The organism is Streptomyces sp. E2N166 (assembly GCF_003671715.1).
GTDB classification, from domain to species: Bacteria; Actinomycetota; Actinomycetes; order Streptomycetales; family Streptomycetaceae; genus Streptomyces; species Streptomyces thinghirensis.
In genome coordinates this window covers 896,338-911,358 of sequence record NZ_RAIF01000012.1, presented here as the reverse complement: position 1 = coordinate 911,358, position 15,021 = coordinate 896,338, and the positions used below count along the sequence as shown (strand labels likewise).

Below are 15,021 nucleotides of genomic sequence, written 5' to 3'. Positions count from 1 at the left end.
CCGCCGGTGTGCAGGGCGACGGCGGTCATCGGGGCGGCGACCAGCAGCAGACCGGCGCCGAGGACCAGGCCCATCACCGGGTAGCCGGCCTGCGCCGACAGCACACCGCCGGCCAGCGGCCCGGCCGCCGTGCCCAGCGAGGACGCCGACCCGACGAGGACCGCCCAGCGGCCGCGCGGGTCGAGTGAGGCGGCGAGGCCGATCAGGTACGACAGCACGACCGGGTACAGCGTGTTCCAGGCGATCTCCCCGGCCGCGAAGGCCGTGGGAGTGGTCGCGGACGCGGTCAGGGCGATGCAGACGGCGATGACCACCGTCCCCGCCCCGACGGGCATCGCCCGCCCCAGCCGCGGCCCGAGCGCGCCGGCCACCAGTACGCCGACCAGTCCCGCGCCGAGCGCCACGGCGAAGACGACACCGAGGGCGGCGTCGCCCAGGCCGGCCTGCGTCAGCCCGATCCGGCCGCTGACGCCCCACAGGGAGTTCTGCGCGAGGGACCAGCACAGCACGTCGCCGGCCGGTCAGTGGCCACACCGCGAGCGCGGTCAGCGCGATCGCGGCCAGCGGGAGCCCGTGCGCCCGGCCGAGGTGCGGCACCGTCAGATACACCGCGCCGGCCAGCGCGGACACGGTCAGCAGCCCCGCGGTGGAGGCGCGGTGGGGGTCCTTCTCGGTGGCGATCCGGGTGGCGGCGACCGTCATCGCCGTACCCGACCCGAAGCCGCCGAGGAGCACGCCGGCGACGACGGCCGGGACGGCGGTGGTGAGCGAGGCGGCGCCGTAGCCGAGGACGGCCAGGGCGAGCCCGAGACGGGCCAGGACCCGGGCGCCGGTCCGCCGCACCCGGGAGGCCAGCAGGAAACCCGCGGTCGCCGAACTCAGCAACAGCGCACTGCCGACGGCGCCGGCCTGAGTGGTGGTCAGCGCAAGGCTGGTGTCGAGTCTGCCGACGGTGGTGGGCAGCAGATACGGAGGCAGGTACCCGGCCGTGAAAAGGGCGACGAGGGGCCAGGGAGTGGTGCGGGGGGCGAACACGGGCGTTCCCAGGGCATGCGAAAGGAAGGTGGGAGGGGGAGGGGGCGACGACCGTCGACGGACAGGAACGCGCGGGCAATTTGTATCAAGCGCGGAGAGGCGAGAAACAGGCGAGGGGGTGTGATCTGAGGCACAGATGGGTTTGAGCGTTTCGGGCCTGGGTAGCGGTGAGCGCTCGCGTCTCGTGAGGAAGTTGCCGCCCCCTTGACGGCTCCCGTCCGCCCGCCTGATCTCCAGGGCGTCCGCCAGCCGTACACTCCCCGCCCGATCATCGCGGTGGAGACCGCCGCCGGGGCGCCGGGATCGGCGAGACCTACGGCGACGCGAAATACCTTGAACTGGCCCGTCCCCCGGCCGCGAGGCCGGTCGGCCGGCAGGTCTCCGACCTCAACGGCCTGTTCACGACCGCGGAGGTGCTCACCGAGCGGCTCACCTTCGCAGGCGGCAGGGCCACGGTCTCCGACGCGCCCGGTCCCGGCGTCGAACTCGACCGTGACCGGCTGGAGTTCCTCCACCGCCGCTGGCTCGACGACGACGGTACCTCCGGGACCGCGACGACGCGGCCGCCACGCTCCGCTGCCACCGGCCCCGACGCCGTCGGGTTGTCAGCGGCGTGGTGCACACTGGCGGGGTCCGCACCACGCCAGGGAGCGCACCGTGACAGCGTCCACCGTGTCCACCGCGTCCGGCGTGCCCGCCATGCCCGTCATGCCGGCCGCCGAGAGAACACACCGCCACGTCCCGGACGAGGGATCGCACCACCAGCCCCAGGTCGATCCCCTCGCCGCCCTGCGCGCACCGCAGGACCCGCCCTGGGACGTGTATCTGACCGGCACCGTCTTCCTCGACGTCGTCTTCACCGGGCTGGACTCCGCACCGGTGCGGGGAACCGAGTCCTGGGCGCGCGGGATGGGGTCGAGCCCGGGTGGCGTGGCGAACATGGCTACCGCGCTGGCCCGCCTCGGGCTGCGCACCTCGCTGGCCGCGGCCTTCGGCGACGACCACTACGGCGACTACTGCTGGGACGCCCTCGCGCAGGGCGAGGGCATCGACCTGACCCCCTCGCGCACCGTGCCCGGCTGGCACTCGCCGGTGACGGTCTCGATGGCGTACGAGGGCGAGCGCACGATGGTCTCCCACGGCCACGAGCCGCCGCCGGAGGAACCGTCCCCCGACTGCCCGCCCCGCGCGCGTGCCGCCGTAGCCTCCCTCACACCCGGCGTCCGCGCCCCCTGGATCGCCCAGGCCGCCGCGCGCGGCACCCGCGTCTTCGCCGACGTCGGCTGGGACGACACCGGCGCCTGGGACCTGGCCGGGCTGCCCGACCTCGCGCACTGCGAGGCCTTCCTGCCGAACGCGGAGGAGGCCATGCGCTACACCGGCGCCACCTGCCCGCGCGCAGCCGCGCACGCCCTGACCGAGCACGTGCCGCTCGCCGTGGTCACCCTCGGCGCGGACGGCGCGTACGCGGTGGACCGGCGTACGGGGGAGAGCGCCGAGGTCCCGGCCATCGAGGTCGAGGCCCTGGACCCCACCGGCGCCGGGGACGTCTTCGTCGCCGGATTCGTCACCGGCACCCTGGCCGGCTGGCCGCTGGCCGACCGCCTGGCCTTCGCCGGTCTGACCGCCGCCCTCTCCGTCCAGGAGTTCGGCGGCTCGCTGTCGGCGCCCGGCTGGTGCGAGATCGCCACCTGGTGGCGCAAGGTCCAGTCCGTCGAGAGCCAGGACCCGACGGCCCTGCGCCGCTACGCGTTCCTCGCGGACCTGGTCCCGGCCGACCTGGTGGCACCGTGGCCCCTGCGCCGCGCCGTCCCGACCATCGGCTTCCGCCCCCCGGCCTGACGACCGGGCACGCTCCCGGGAGGACCCCCGGGCGCTCTCAGAAGCCGAGCCGCCGCAGCTGCTTCGGGTCGCGCTGCCAGTCCTTGGCGACCTTCACGTGCAGATCGAGGAAGACCGGCGTGCCGAGCAGCGCCTCGATCTGCTTGCGGGACTTGATGCCGACGTCCTTCAGGCGCTTGCCCTTCGGGCCGATGATGATGCCCTTCTGGCTGGGACGCTCGATGAAGACGTTGGCGTGGATGTCCAGGAGCGGCTTGTCGGCGGGGCGGTCCTCGCGCGGGAGCATCTCCTCCACGACCACCGCGATGGAGTGCGGCAGCTCGTCCCGGACGCCCTCCAGCGCGGCCTCCCGGATCAGCTCGGCGACCATGACCTGCTCGGGCTCGTCGGTCAGGTCGCCCTCGGGGTAGAGCGCGGGGCCCTCGGGCAGCAGCGGGGTCAGCAGGTCCGCGAGCAGGTCGACCTGCTGGTTCGCCGTGGCCGACACCGGGACGATCTCCGCCCAGGTGATCCCCAGTTCCTGGCCGAGCTGATCGATCGCGATCAGCTGCTCGGCCAGGGTCTTGGAGTCCACCAGGTCGGTCTTGGTGACGATCGCGACCTTCGGGGTCTTCTTGATCCCCGCCAGCTCCTTGGCGATGAAGCGGTCGCCCGGGCCCAGCTTCTCGTTGGCCGGCAGGCAGAAGCCGATGACGTCCACCTCGGCCCACGTCGTCCGTACGACGTCGTTGAGCCGCTCGCCCAGCAGGGTGCGCGGCTTGTGCAGCCCCGGGGTGTCCACCAGGATCAGCTGCGCCTCCGGGCGGTGCACGATGCCCCGCACGGTGTGCCGGGTCGTCTGCGGACGGTTCGAGGTGATGGCCACCTTCTGCCCGACCAGAGCGTTCGTGAGGGTGGACTTGCCCGCGTTGGGGCGGCCCACGAAGCAGGCGAAACCGGCCCTGTGGACAGCTTCGGCCGACTCTTCGGATGACTGGGTACGAACGCTCATGGCGCCCATTGTCCCTGATCCCCGGAGCCCCGCCGCACCACGGTCGCCCACCGGGCCCGCGACGGCCGGGTCAGCCCGCGCGCACCGTGTCGCGCACCGTGCCGTCCGGACCGGCGACGAGAAGCGGCGTCCCGGGTCCCCCCAGGTCCCGCACCGCCGCCCGGTCCTCCTCCGCCGCCGACTCCGCCTCCGTCACCACGGCCGCCGCCTCCAGCGACTTCGCGCCGGACGCCACCGCCATCGCCACCGCCGTCCGCAGCGCGCTCAGCTTCAGCGAGTTGAGGCCGACGGTCCCGGCGACGTAGGTACGGCCGGTCTCGTCGCGTACGGCCGCGCCCTCGGGCACACCGTTGCGGGCCCGCGCGGAACGGGCCAGGGTCACGATCTTGCGGTCCTCGGGGTCGAGGTCGGGAGTCTCGGTCATGAGGCGAGCATACGTAGCCCCGCCGACCGCCGGCCCGGTCACCCCGAGCAACCGCCGGACGGCGGGCTCAGGGACGGTCGAGACGGAGACGCTCCGCGCGCGGCAGGCCGGCGACCACCAGGTCGTACGAGTCCTCGACCAGCTCCCGGACGACACGGTCCGGGAGCCCGCCACCGGGTTCGCCGTCGGGCCCGCCGCCCACGGTCACCGTGTTCCAGTGCCGCTTGTTCATGTGCCAGCCCGGGACGATCAGGCCCGGGTGGCCGGCGCGCAGCCGGATCGCGTCGTCCGGGTCGCACTTCAGGTTGACGGTGAGGGGGCGCGCGTCCAGGAAGGACAGCGCGAACATCTTGCCCAGCACCTTGAAGACCGAGATCTCGGGGCTGAAGGGGAAGTCCTCCACCGCGGCGTTGAAGGACAGACAGAAGTCGCGCAGTTCCCCGGGGGTCATTCCGGTACGGCCTCCTCGGCGCTCTTCACCGCGCCCACCGGCTCCACCAGCACCGTCACGATCTTGTTCCGGCGGCCCGCCGCGGCCTCCGCCGTCAGCCGCACCTCGCGGCCGTCCGGCAGCTCCACGATCGACGAGGCACCGGCGATCGGCACCCGGCCCAGCGCCTTCGCCAGCAGACCGCCCACCGTCTCCACGTCCTCGTCGTCGAACTCCTCCAGGCCGTACAGCTCGCCCAGGTCGCCGATGTCGAGGCGGGCGGTGACCCGGAAGCGGTCCTCACCCAGCTCCTCGACCGGGGGCAGCTCCCGGTCGTACTCGTCGGTGATCTCGCCGACGATCTCCTCCAGGATGTCCTCGATGGTGACGATGCCCGCCGTGCCGCCGTACTCGTCGATGACGACGGCGACGTGGTTGCGCTCCTTCTGCATCTCGCGCAGCAGGTCACCGGCGTTCTTGGTGTCGGGCACGAAGAACGCCGGGCGCATCGCCGTGGAGACGAGGTCGCTCTCCGCGTCCCGGCTGATGTGCGTCCTGCGGACCAGGTCCTTCAGGTACACGATGCCGACGATGTCGTCCTCGCTCTCACCGGTGACCGGTATCCGCGAGAAACCGGAGCGCAGGGCGAGGGTGAGCGCCTGCCGGATGGTCTTGTAGCGCTCGATGACGACGAGGTCGGTCCGCGGGACCATGACCTCCCGCACCAGCGTGTCGCCCAGCTCGAACACCGAGTGCACCATGCGGCGCTCCTCGGCCTCGATCAGGGACTCCTTCTCGGCGTAGTCGACCAGCGCGCGCAGCTCCGCCTCGGAGGCGAAGGGGCCGCGGCGGAAGCCCTTGCCGGGGGTGAGGGCGTTGCCGATGAGGATGAGCAGCGACGGGATCGGGCCCATGATCCGGGCCAGCGGTACCAGGACGTACGCCGCCGCGGTCGCCGTGTTCAGCGGGTGCTGGCGTCCGATGGTGCGCGGGGAGACCCCGACGGCGACGTACGAGACGAGCACCATGACCGCGATGGCGACCACCAGCGCCTCGCCGGTCCCGTCGAACTGCTTCAGACAGGCGTACGTCACCAGTGCGGCGGCCGCCATCTCGCAGGCGACGCGGACCAGCAGCGCCACGTTGAGGTAGCGCGTCGGGTCGGCGGCGACCTTGGCGAGCTTCTCGCCGCCGCGCCGCCCGGACCGCACGGCCTCCTCGGCGCGGAAACTGGAGACCCGGGCGAGCCCCGCCTCCGCGCACGCGGCCAGCCAGGCGATCACGACCAGGGCGACCGCGCCCGCGATCAGCGGGAGGCTCATGAGACGGTCGGGGCCGGGGACGGGCCGGTCAGGCCCTTCTCCGCACGCCAGCCGTCCACGATGGCGGCCTGCAGACCGAACATCTCGGCCTTCTCGTCCGGCTCCTCGTGGTCGTACCCGAGCAGGTGCAGCACGCCGTGGACGGTGAGCAACTGGAGCTCCTCGTCCATGGAGTGCTGCGTGGGTGCCTCGGTGCCCTGCCTGGTGGCGACCTCCGGGCAGAGCACGATGTCGCCGAGCAGCCCCTGCGGCGGCTCGTCCTCGTCCTTCGCCGGCGGACGCAGCTCGTCCATCGGGAAGGACATGACATCCGTCGGCCCCGGCAGGTCCATCCACTGGATGTGAAGCTGCTCCATGGCGTCGGTGTCCACGACGATCACCGAGAGTTCGGAGAGCGGGTGGATGCGCATCCGCGCGAGCGCGTAGCGGGCGATGTCGAGGATCGCCTGCTCGTCGACCTCGGTTCCGGACTCGTTGTTGACGTCGATCGACATGGTCGTGCTGGTCTACTTCCCCTTGGCCTTGGCACCGTGCTTGGGTGCGCGACCGCCGTTGTGGCCGCCGTTCTCGGTGCCGTTCCTGCTGTCGTACTGCTCGTACGCGTCGACGATACGGCCCACCAGCTTGTGCCGGACGACGTCCTGGGACGACAGCCGGGAGAAGTGGACGTCGTCCACGCCCTCCAGGATGTCCTGCACCTGCCGCAGACCGGACTTCGCGCCGCCGGGCAGGTCGACCTGCGTCACGTCACCCGTGATCACGATCTTCGACTCGAAGCCGAGGCGGGTGAGGAACATCTTCATCTGCTCGGGGCTGGTGTTCTGGGCCTCGTCCAGGATGATGAAGGCGTCGTTCAGCGTCCGGCCGCGCATGTACGCCAGTGGCGCGACCTCGATCGTCCCCGCCGCCATCAGCCGCGGGATCGAGTCCGGGTCGAGCATGTCGTGCAGCGCGTCGTACAGCGGGCGCAGATACGGGTCGATCTTCTCGTAGAGCGTGCCCGGCAGGAAGCCGAGCCGCTCGCCGGCCTCGACCGCGGGGCGGGTCAGGATGATGCGGTTGACCTGCTTGGACTGCAGGGCCTGCACCGCCTTGGCCATCGCCAGGTAGGTCTTGCCGGTGCCCGCGGGGCCGATGCCGAAGACGATGGTGTGCTTGTCGATCGCGTCGACGTACCGCTTCTGGTTCAGCGTCTTGGGGCGGATCGTGCGGCCGCGAGAGGACAGGATGTTCTGCGTGAGCACCTCGGCCGGGGTCTCCTGGCCGTCGCTCTCCCCGTTCTCGCTCGCCTTGAGCATGGCGATCGAGCGTTCCACTGCGTCCTCCGTCATCGGCTGCCCCGTGCGGAGCACCAGCATCATCTCGTCGAACACGCGCTGGATGAGGGCGACGTCATGGGTGTCGCCGACCGCGCTGATCTCGTTTCCCCGGACGTGGATGTCGGCCGCCGGGAAGGCCTTCTCGATCACGCGCAGGAGGGAGTCGCCGGATCCCAGCACCGTCACCATGGGGTGCTGGGCGGGGACGGTGAACTGTGCTCTCGCCTGCCCCTGCGCGGGGGTGTGAGCTGTGGGTGTCTGAGTCATGGGCCGGCGCTCTAGGCCTGCTCGTCCTCCTCTGCGGCGTGAGCCGCGTGACAGGTGTGCTCTGCTTCCTCCAGCGTACGACTCCCCGCCGACAGCACCGAGGTTTTTATCCGACCGGCGCTCACCGCTGGGCGCGGACCATCTCCCGGAACCAGCGGTACGAAGCCTTGGGCGTGCGCTTCCGCGTCGCGAAGTCCACGTGCACCAGCCCGAACCGGCGCGCGTACCCCTCGGCCCACTCGAAGTTGTCCAGCAGCGACCACACGAAGTAGCCGCGCACGTCCACGCCCGCCTCCAGCGCCCGGTGCAGGGCGCGGACGTGCCCGTCGAGGTAGGTGATGCGGTCCTGGTCGTCGAGCCCCTCGTAGGAGCAGCCGTTCTCCGTGATGACCACGGGCGGGAGCCGGTCGCCGTAGCGGTCGCGGAAGCCGGTGAGCAGCTCGGTGAGCCCTTCGGGGACGACGGGCCAGCCGAAGTCGGTCAGCGGCCGGCCCTCGATCCCGCGCACCGAGAAGGGCAGTTCCGCGGGGAAGGTCAGGCCCCCGGACTCGGTCTCCGCGCCCTGCGGGGCGCCCACCCTCGTCGGCGCGTAGTAGTTCACGCCGTACCAGTCCAGCGGCTCGGCGATGATCTCCAGGTCCGCCCGCACGTCCCCCGGCATCAGCTCGCCGATGCCGTCCGGGTACCGCCCGGTCAGCACGGGGTCGGCGAACAGCCGGTTCAGGAGGACGTCGTAGAAGTCCGCCGCCTCCCGGTCGGCCGTCTCGTCCGACGCCGGCCAGGTCGGACCGTGCGAGTTGGCGATCCCGATGCCGGCGGCGCCGGACGCGCGCAGGGCCCGTACCGCGAGGCCGTGCGCGAGCAGCTGGTGGTGGGCCACCGGCAGGGCGTCGAACAGCAGCTTCCGGCCGGGGGCGTGTGCGCCGAGGGCGTGACCCAGCAGGGTGTGCTCGGCGGGCTCGTTCAGGGTGATCCACTTGTCGACGCGGTCGCCGAGCCGGTCCGCGACCACCGACACGTACTGGGCGAAACGCGACGCCGTGTCCCGCTCCAGCCAGTCCAGGCCCGCCGGCAGGTCCCAGTGGAAGAGCGTCGGCACCGGCCGGACGCCCGCCGCGCACAGCTCGTCGACCAGCCGGTCGTAGAAGCCGAGGCCGCCGGGGGAGTCCACCCGCGGCCAGGAGACCGAGAAACGGTACGCGTCCACGCCAAGGTCCGCCAGCAGCGCCACGTCCTCGCGGTAGCGGTGGTAGTGGTCGCAGGCCACCGCCGCCGTGGAGCCGTCCTTCACCCGCCCCGGCTCGGACGTGAAGACGTCCCACACGGACGGTCCCCGCAGCTCGGCCGCGCCCTCGATCTGGTGCGCCGAGGTCGACACGCCCCACAGGAAGCCGTCCGGGAACCGGGGTACCGGGATCGTCGCCATGCGCGGATCATCCGCAGGGCCGGTGCGGGAAGTCAACGCCCTGGCCGGCAACGGCGTTACGCACCCTCCTTCAGTACCCGCGAGATCAGCCTCCGCTGCTCGTCCGTCAGGCGGGGATCGGCGGCGTACACCGTCTTCCCGTCCACGGTGATCTGGTAGCTGAAGCCGTCCGGCACCCCGACGGGCGGCGTGCCCCGGCCGTTGGCGGCCGCCCGCTCCGCCAGGGCGTGCCACTCGGCCGCGTCGGGGCGTCCCGCGGTGTCGACCTCCGCGTGGCGTTCGATGCCCGCGAAGCCTCCTGTGCGCCTCACCTGAATCCGCATGGGTCCGTGTCTAGTACGGAATCAAAGCGTGCGCACCCCGACCTGCTCCCAGGCCTTGCGCACCGCCTCCAGCTCCTCGGCGTCGCCGTAGCGCTCCCGCGCGGCCTTCACCGTCAGTGTCGCGAAGTCCGCGAACAGCGCGTCCTGCGCCAGCTCGCCGCCGGTCAGCACGTCGTACCAGACCAGGCCCGCCCGCTCCCAGGCGTGCCCGCCGAGCGCGGTGGCGACCAGGTAGAAGGCGTGGTTGGGGATGCCGGAGTTGATGTGGACGCCGCCGTTGTCGCGGCCGGTGCGCACGAAGTCGTCCATCGTCGCGGGCTGCGGGTCCTTGCCGAGGACGTCGTCGTCGTAGGCCGTGCCCGGCGCCTTCATGGAGCGCAGCGCCACACCCGTCACCCGCGGGGCGAGCAGCCCGGCGCCGATCAGCCAGTCGGCCTCGGCGGCGGTCTGGCCGAGCGAGTACTGCTTGATGAGCGCGCCGAAGACGTCGGAGACCGACTCGTTGAGGGCGCCCGGCTGGCCGTAGTAGGTCAGATTGGCGGTGTGCTGGGTGACGCCGTGGGTCAGCTCGTGGCCGATGACGTCGAGGGGGATGGTGAAGTCGAGGAAGATCTCCCCGTCCCCGTCGCCGAAGACCATCTGCTCGCCGTTCCAGAAGGCGTTGTTGTACTCGCGGTCGTAGTGCACGGTGGCGTCCAGCGGCAGCCCGCCGCCGTCGACGGAGTCGCGCCCGTACACCTTCAGGAAGTGCTCGAAAGTAGCGCCGAGGGCCACGTAGGCGCGGTTCACGGTGGCGTCCTTGCCGGGTTCCTCGCCCTCCCCGCGCGCCTTCTTGCCCGGCAGGTCGGTGCCGTGCCTGGCGTCGAAGATCGTGCGCTGCGGCTTCCCGGTCTCGGCGTCGGCGCGCGGGGCGACGGTGGGGGCGCCGATCACCGTGGTCAGCCGGCGGTGGGTGCGTTCGAAGGCGTCGCGCTGGAGGGTCCGGCGGGCGGGACCGGCGAGCACGGGGTCCTCGTGCTGGGCGAGCCTGTCGAGGACGTGGGGCGGCACGATGGTGCAGAAGACGGGCTCGAAGCCCCCGTATGTCGTCATGTCCGGCACCCTCGCACTGCGTGACGCGACTGTCACCACCCGCAACCACGATTGATGAAAGCAGTGACAATACGGCCCTGCGGCCGGCCGCGAGTGGTATACGGCACTTTTTGTCCCGGTTCCCTCCGTGGTCCCGCATACTGATACGGACCCGCGTGACCGGCGTGGCTCGGCTAGGGTGCTGGGCATCATGCGTTTCGGGCTGCTTCTCCTTAGCTGCCGCGGCGAGGGCCTGTAGAGGCCGACTCCCTCCCCGCGGAGCTTGGTGGTGCCGTCGGCCGTCCTTCCGGAACACGCGGACGTCGCGGACGTCGCGCACACCGCGGACATCACGAGGAGCCCACGCCATCATGGCCAACCGCCAGCAGCCCACTTCCATGCCGACCGCCAAGTACCGCGGGTACGAGCAGGTCGACATCCCCGACCGCACCTGGCCGAACCGGCGCATCACCACCGCCCCCCGCTGGCTCTCCACCGACCTGCGCGACGGCAACCAGGCGCTGATCGACCCCATGTCGCCCGCCCGCAAGCGCGCGATGTTCGACCTGCTGGTCAAGATGGGCTACAAGGAGATCGAGGTCGGCTTCCCGGCCTCCGGCCAGACCGACTTCGACTTCGTACGGTCGATCATCGAGGACCCGGACGCCATTCCGGACGACGTGACGATCTCCGTACTGACCCAGGCCCGCGAGGACCTGATCGAGCGCACGGTGGAGTCCCTGAAGGGCGCCAAGCGGGCCACCGTCCACCTGTACAACGCCACCGCCCCCGTCTTCCGCCGCGTCGTCTTCCGCGGCTCGCGGGACGACATCAAGCAGATCGCGGTCGACGGCACCCGCCTGGTCATGGAGTACGCCGAGAAGCTGCTGGGCCCCGAGACGGAGTTCGGCTACCAGTACAGCCCCGAGATCTTCACCGACACCGAGCTGGACTTCGCCCTGGAGGTCTGCGAGGCGGTGATGGACACCTACCAGCCCGGCCCCGGCCGCGAGATCATCCTCAACCTGCCGGCCACCGTGGAGCGTTCCACCCCCTCCACCCACGCGGACCGGTTCGAGTGGATGCACCGCAACCTCTCCCGCCGCGAGCACGTGGTGCTGTCCGTCCACCCGCACAACGACCGCGGTACGGCCGTGGCCGCGGCCGAGCTCGCCGTGATGGCCGGCGCCGACCGCGTCGAGGGCTGCCTGTTCGGGCAGGGCGAGCGCACCGGCAACGTCGACCTGGTCACCCTGGGCATGAACCTGTTCTCCCAGGGCGTCGACCCGCAGATCGACTTCTCCGACATCGACGAGATCCGTCGCACGTGGGAGTACTGCAACCAGATGGACGTCCACCCGCGCCACCCGTACGTGGGCGACCTGGTCTACACGTCCTTCTCCGGCTCCCACCAGGACGCCATCAAGAAGGGCTTCGACGCCATGGAGGCCGACGCGAAGGCCAAGGGCGTCACCGTCGACGACATCGAGTGGGCCGTCCCCTACCTGCCGATCGACCCCAAGGATGTCGGCCGCTCCTACGAGGCGGTCATCCGCGTCAACTCGCAGTCCGGCAAGGGCGGCATCGCCTACGTCCTGAAGAACGACCACAAGCTGGACCTGCCGCGCCGGATGCAGATCGAGTTCTCCAAGCTGATCCAGGCCAAGACGGACGCCGAGGGCGGCGAGATCACGCCGACGGCCATCTGGGACCTCTTCCAGGACGAGTACCTGCCCAACCCGGACAACCCCTGGGGCCGCATCCAGGTCGCCAACGGCCAGACCACGACCGACGTCGACGGCATCGACACCCTCACCGTCGAAGCCACGGTCGACGGCGCGGAGACCACCCTGGTCGGCACCGGCAACGGCCCGATCTCGGCGTTCTTCCACGCCCTGCAGGGCGTCGGCATCGACGTACGCCTGCTGGACTACCAGGAGCACACGATGAGCGAGGGCGCCTCCGCGCAGGCCGCGTCCTACATCGAGTGCGCCATCGGCGACAAGGTGCTGTGGGGCATCGGAATCGACGCGAACACCACGCGCGCCTCGCTGAAGGCCGTCGTCTCCGCCGTCAACCGCGCTCCTCGCTGACCAGCCGAATCGGCGGTTTGAGGCCCCGCTCGCCGGAAAACGGCGGGCGGGGCCCCGTCGTATACCGGCCATCTCCGTGTGCAGGTCACGGAAAGGTCTCTTCCCGGGTACTGACTCCACGTCCGTGATGTGGCTAACATCACGCCAGCGCGACGATGCTGTCGCGCGGTTACGGAGGTGCGACGTGCTGCCTGAACGGGGACGAAACGACCGAGCTGCCCGGCTGCCGCGCATCCTGGGCACGCGCACCGCGTGGACACCCGTCGGCGACGGCGAGTTCTTCTGCCCCGGCTGCGGAGGAGACCGCAACTACCAGCGGCTCACCGGCCGTCGCCGCTTCACCATGCTCGGCGTGCCCGTGCTGCCCCGCGGCGAGTCCGCGCCGACCGTCGAGTGCGCGGCCTGCCGCCGCCACTACGGCACCGAGGTCCTCGACCACCCGACCACCACCCGCTTCTCCGCGATGCTCCGCGACGCCGTCCACACCGTCGCCCTGGCGGTCCTGGCCGCGGGCGGCACTTGCTCCCGTACGTCGCTGGAGACGGCGGCCGTCGCGGTGCGCGCGGCCGGCTTCGAGGACTGCACCGAGGACCAGCTGAACGCGCTCGTCGAAGCGCTGGAGGCGGACACCGGCCGGGTCCACGGGGAGCCCTGTGTACCCGGCCTGGCCATAGAGCTGCACGAGGCGCTGGACCCGCTGGCCCCGCACCTCGCCGCCGTCGGCCGTGAGTCGATCCTCCTCCAGGGCGCCCGCATCGCCCTGGCCGACGGCCCCTACACCATCGCCGAACGCGATGCCCTGGCGACGGTCGGCGCGGCCCTGACCATCTGCTCCGACGACGTGACCCGCCTCCTGGAGTCGGCGGGCACGCCCTCCTAGGCGGCAATGTCCAGGCGCATGATCTGACGGTGCATGCCCGGGCCGAAGTAGTCCGGGCGGAGGCCGCCGTCGGGTTCCTCGGGGCGAAAGCCCAGGGAGCGGTAGAGCAGGATGGCGGCGAGGTTGGCCGGCTCCACGGTGAGGCGGACCACCCCTATGCCGTCCCGGTGCAACCGGGTCAGGACCTCCGTCATCAGCTCCCGGCCCAGCCCGTGCCGGCGCCGGTCCTGGGTGACGCACAGGCCGAGTATCCAGCTGTCCCCGCCGAGCGCCCGGGTGGCGGCCAGTACGTAACCGCGCAGCCGGCCCGTGCCGTCGTCGAGTACCAGGAAGTGTTCCTCGTACATGTCGAAGAGCTGGCGCAGGAGGAAGCCGGGATAGGCGACCTCCTGGAAGACCTCCTCGTCGAGCCGCCGCAGTTCGGGCAGGTCGGACTCCCGCGCCGTCCGCAGGACCAGGGGCAGTGTCGCGGGGTACGGATCCGGCCTCGTGAGCTGCTCGTGGCGGTCCAAGGAGCGTTCCAGCGGTTCGGCGGTCATGCCACCCCCAGTCAGGACGTGCGGACGTCAACTCGACGACACCGGAAACGCTCACGAAGGAATGAGCCCTCCTGTGGCGGCCGGTGCCCCCTTCTGGCTAGAGTGAGCTTCCAACTTCCCCCGTGCAAGGGCGAGTTCGAGTGTGCGACGATGCGCCGGACGTGCGCCCGGCGGAAGAGGACTGGCGTGTTCCCGGCTGTCTCGACATGTCCTGGTGGCTTACCGTGCACGACACTGGGGCTTGTCCGGAATCGAATGGAACGCGGCAGGGTGACTATGGATCGCAATGCCGACGCACCTTGGTCGAAGTTCGATCCAGAGGTGTATGTCGACAACAACTACCGGGTGCCACTCGAAGTCGATCTGCTGATCGTCCGGTTGATGCGTGACTATTTCAGCCGCTGTTTCTCCGGAGGCGTTCCGGATTCGGTGCGGGGCGTCGACGTCGGTGCCGGTGCGAATCTCTACCCCGCGCTCTCCATGCTGCCGTGGTGCGAGAAGACGCTGCTGCTGGAATACGCGCGCCCGAACGTCGAATACCTGGAGAAGCAGGTCTCCCCGGACGGGTACGACACCGCGTGGGACGCGTTCTGGGAGGTGCTGCGCGAGTCACCCTCCTACGCCGCCGTCGAACCGAGGAGCCGCGTCAGCGAGATCGTCCGGGTGGAGCGCGGCAACCTGTTCGACCTTGAGCACGGACACCGGCGCTGGGACATCGGGACGATGTTCTTCGTCGCCGACTCGATGTCCGAGTGCCCCGAGGAGTTCCAGCGGGGAGTGCGGTGCTTCATGAACGCGCTCAGCGAAGGCGCGCCGTTCGCCGCAGCGTTCATGAAGGAGTCGGTCGGCTACCGCGTCGGCGAACACGACTACCCGGCCTACCGGGTGAACGAGAGCCGGGTCAGGGAGAGCCTGGAACCGTTCACCGGAGAGCTGGAGATCCACGATCTGCACCACATGGTGCGGCCGGGACACGAGGGAATGATCCTCGCCCTGGGGCGGCGCAATTCGGAGGTTGCCGCCCCCTAGGAACGGGGACCATGCTGAACACAGGGCAAC

General features: G+C 71.0%; 14 protein-coding genes and 2 pseudogenes. 5 read left to right on the top strand and 11 right to left on the bottom strand.

Translation table 11 applies throughout. From position 1 onward, the window contains the following. A pseudogene (locus tag EBH09_RS11895) lies at positions 1–1,035 on the bottom strand (MFS transporter); the annotation flags it as partial. Between the two features lie 204 nt (positions 1,036–1,239). Between EBH09_RS11895 and EBH09_RS11890 the strand changes: the two are divergent. Next, a pseudogene (locus EBH09_RS11890) lies at positions 1,240–1,448 on the top strand (glucarate dehydratase); the annotation flags it as partial. Positions 1,449–1,743: 295 nt separating this feature from the next. Next, entirely contained in the window at positions 1,744–2,877 is a 1,134-nt protein-coding gene (locus tag EBH09_RS11885; protein WP_238697305.1) for a PfkB family carbohydrate kinase, read from the top strand. A gap of 37 nt (positions 2,878–2,914) precedes the next feature. Here EBH09_RS11885 and era read toward each other — a convergent pair whose 3' ends face one another. The 9 genes from era to EBH09_RS11840 form a co-directional block, all read right to left on the bottom strand. Further along, entirely contained in the window at positions 2,915–3,868 is a 954-nt protein-coding gene (gene era / locus EBH09_RS11880) for a GTPase Era (protein WP_193776243.1), read from the bottom strand. A 70-nt stretch (positions 3,869–3,938) separates the two neighbouring features. Further along, entirely contained in the window at positions 3,939–4,292 is a 354-nt protein-coding gene (locus tag EBH09_RS11875) for a cytidine deaminase (RefSeq protein ID WP_121746954.1), read from the bottom strand. A 67-nt stretch (positions 4,293–4,359) separates the two neighbouring features. Beyond that, positions 4,360–4,743 carry an MmcQ/YjbR family DNA-binding protein gene (locus EBH09_RS11870; protein ID WP_121746953.1) on the bottom strand — a complete coding sequence of 128 codons (384 nt, stop codon included), beginning with the start codon at positions 4,741–4,743 and terminating at the stop codon, positions 4,360–4,362. Beyond that, the gene (locus tag EBH09_RS11865; RefSeq protein ID WP_121746952.1) at positions 4,740–6,044 is read right to left on the bottom strand and encodes a hemolysin family protein; all 1,305 of its coding nucleotides are present in this window, start codon (positions 6,042–6,044) and stop codon (positions 4,740–4,742) included. The genes EBH09_RS11870 and EBH09_RS11865 overlap by 4 nt, the downstream gene beginning before the upstream one ends. Then, the gene (gene ybeY, locus EBH09_RS11860) at positions 6,041–6,538 is read right to left on the bottom strand and encodes an rRNA maturation RNase YbeY (protein ID WP_121746951.1); all 498 of its coding nucleotides are present in this window, start codon (positions 6,536–6,538) and stop codon (positions 6,041–6,043) included. The genes EBH09_RS11865 and ybeY overlap by 4 nt, the downstream gene beginning before the upstream one ends. A 12-nt stretch (positions 6,539–6,550) precedes the next feature. Continuing rightward, complete coding sequence (locus EBH09_RS11855) at positions 6,551–7,630, bottom strand: PhoH family protein (protein WP_121746950.1); 1,080 nt, start codon at positions 7,628–7,630, stop codon at positions 6,551–6,553. A 121-nt stretch (positions 7,631–7,751) separates the two neighbouring features. After that, positions 7,752–9,056, bottom strand: coding sequence for a GH1 family beta-glucosidase (locus EBH09_RS11850; protein ID WP_121746949.1), 1,305 nt, complete (start codon positions 9,054–9,056; stop codon positions 7,752–7,754). Between the two features lie 56 nt (positions 9,057–9,112). Next, positions 9,113–9,379, bottom strand: coding sequence for a protealysin inhibitor emfourin (locus tag EBH09_RS11845; RefSeq protein ID WP_121746948.1), 267 nt, complete (start codon positions 9,377–9,379; stop codon positions 9,113–9,115). Positions 9,380–9,400: 21 nt separating this feature from the next. Further along, positions 9,401–10,471, bottom strand: coding sequence for a M4 family metallopeptidase (locus EBH09_RS11840; RefSeq protein ID WP_121746947.1), 1,071 nt, complete (start codon positions 10,469–10,471; stop codon positions 9,401–9,403). A gap of 350 nt (positions 10,472–10,821) precedes the next feature. Here EBH09_RS11840 and leuA point away from each other — a divergent pair, with 350 nt between their 5' ends. Then, on the top strand, positions 10,822–12,543 hold the full coding sequence (gene leuA, locus EBH09_RS11835; protein WP_121746946.1) for a 2-isopropylmalate synthase: 1,722 nt from the start codon (positions 10,822–10,824) through the stop codon (positions 12,541–12,543). Between the two features lie 184 nt (positions 12,544–12,727). Next, positions 12,728–13,423 (top strand): TerB family tellurite resistance protein, encoded by a 696-nt coding sequence (locus EBH09_RS11830; protein WP_121746945.1) that lies wholly within the window; start codon positions 12,728–12,730, stop codon positions 13,421–13,423. Here the strand turns inward: EBH09_RS11830 and EBH09_RS11825 are convergent. Continuing rightward, positions 13,420–13,962, bottom strand: a complete 543-nt coding sequence (locus tag EBH09_RS11825) for a GNAT family N-acetyltransferase (RefSeq protein WP_121746944.1) — start codon at positions 13,960–13,962, stop codon at positions 13,420–13,422. The genes EBH09_RS11830 and EBH09_RS11825 overlap by 4 nt on opposite strands. Positions 13,963–14,217: 255 nt before the next feature. Between EBH09_RS11825 and EBH09_RS11820 the strand changes: the two genes are divergently transcribed. After that, positions 14,218–14,991 (top strand): SCO2525 family SAM-dependent methyltransferase, encoded by a 774-nt coding sequence (locus tag EBH09_RS11820; protein ID WP_121746943.1) that lies wholly within the window; start codon positions 14,218–14,220, stop codon positions 14,989–14,991. Positions 14,992–15,021: the final 30 nt, after the last annotated feature.

Coding starts and splice junctions, on each gene's coding strand:
- leuA (WP_121746946.1), top strand. CDS start 10,822: ATGGCCAACCGCCAGCAGCCCACTTCCATGCCGACCGCCAAGTACCGC.
- EBH09_RS11850 (WP_121746949.1), bottom strand. CDS start 9,056: ATGGCGACGATCCCGGTACCCCGGTTCCCGGACGGCTTCCTGTGGGGC.
- EBH09_RS11845 (WP_121746948.1), bottom strand. CDS start 9,379: ATGCGGATTCAGGTGAGGCGCACAGGAGGCTTCGCGGGCATCGAACGC.
- EBH09_RS11885 (WP_238697305.1), top strand. CDS start 1,744: ATGCCGGCCGCCGAGAGAACACACCGCCACGTCCCGGACGAGGGATCG.
- EBH09_RS11840 (WP_121746947.1), bottom strand. CDS start 10,471: ATGACGACATACGGGGGCTTCGAGCCCGTCTTCTGCACCATCGTGCCG.
- era (WP_193776243.1), bottom strand. CDS start 3,868: ATGAGCGTTCGTACCCAGTCATCCGAAGAGTCGGCCGAAGCTGTCCAC.
- EBH09_RS11825 (WP_121746944.1), bottom strand. CDS start 13,962: ATGACCGCCGAACCGCTGGAACGCTCCTTGGACCGCCACGAGCAGCTC.
- EBH09_RS11820 (WP_121746943.1), top strand. CDS start 14,218: ATGGAACGCGGCAGGGTGACTATGGATCGCAATGCCGACGCACCTTGG.
- EBH09_RS11865 (WP_121746952.1), bottom strand. CDS start 6,044: ATGAGCCTCCCGCTGATCGCGGGCGCGGTCGCCCTGGTCGTGATCGCC.
- EBH09_RS11875 (WP_121746954.1), bottom strand. CDS start 4,292: ATGACCGAGACTCCCGACCTCGACCCCGAGGACCGCAAGATCGTGACC.
- EBH09_RS11855 (WP_121746950.1), bottom strand. CDS start 7,630: ATGACTCAGACACCCACAGCTCACACCCCCGCGCAGGGGCAGGCGAGA.
- EBH09_RS11870 (WP_121746953.1), bottom strand. CDS start 4,743: ATGACCCCCGGGGAACTGCGCGACTTCTGTCTGTCCTTCAACGCCGCG.
- ybeY (WP_121746951.1), bottom strand. CDS start 6,538: ATGTCGATCGACGTCAACAACGAGTCCGGAACCGAGGTCGACGAGCAG.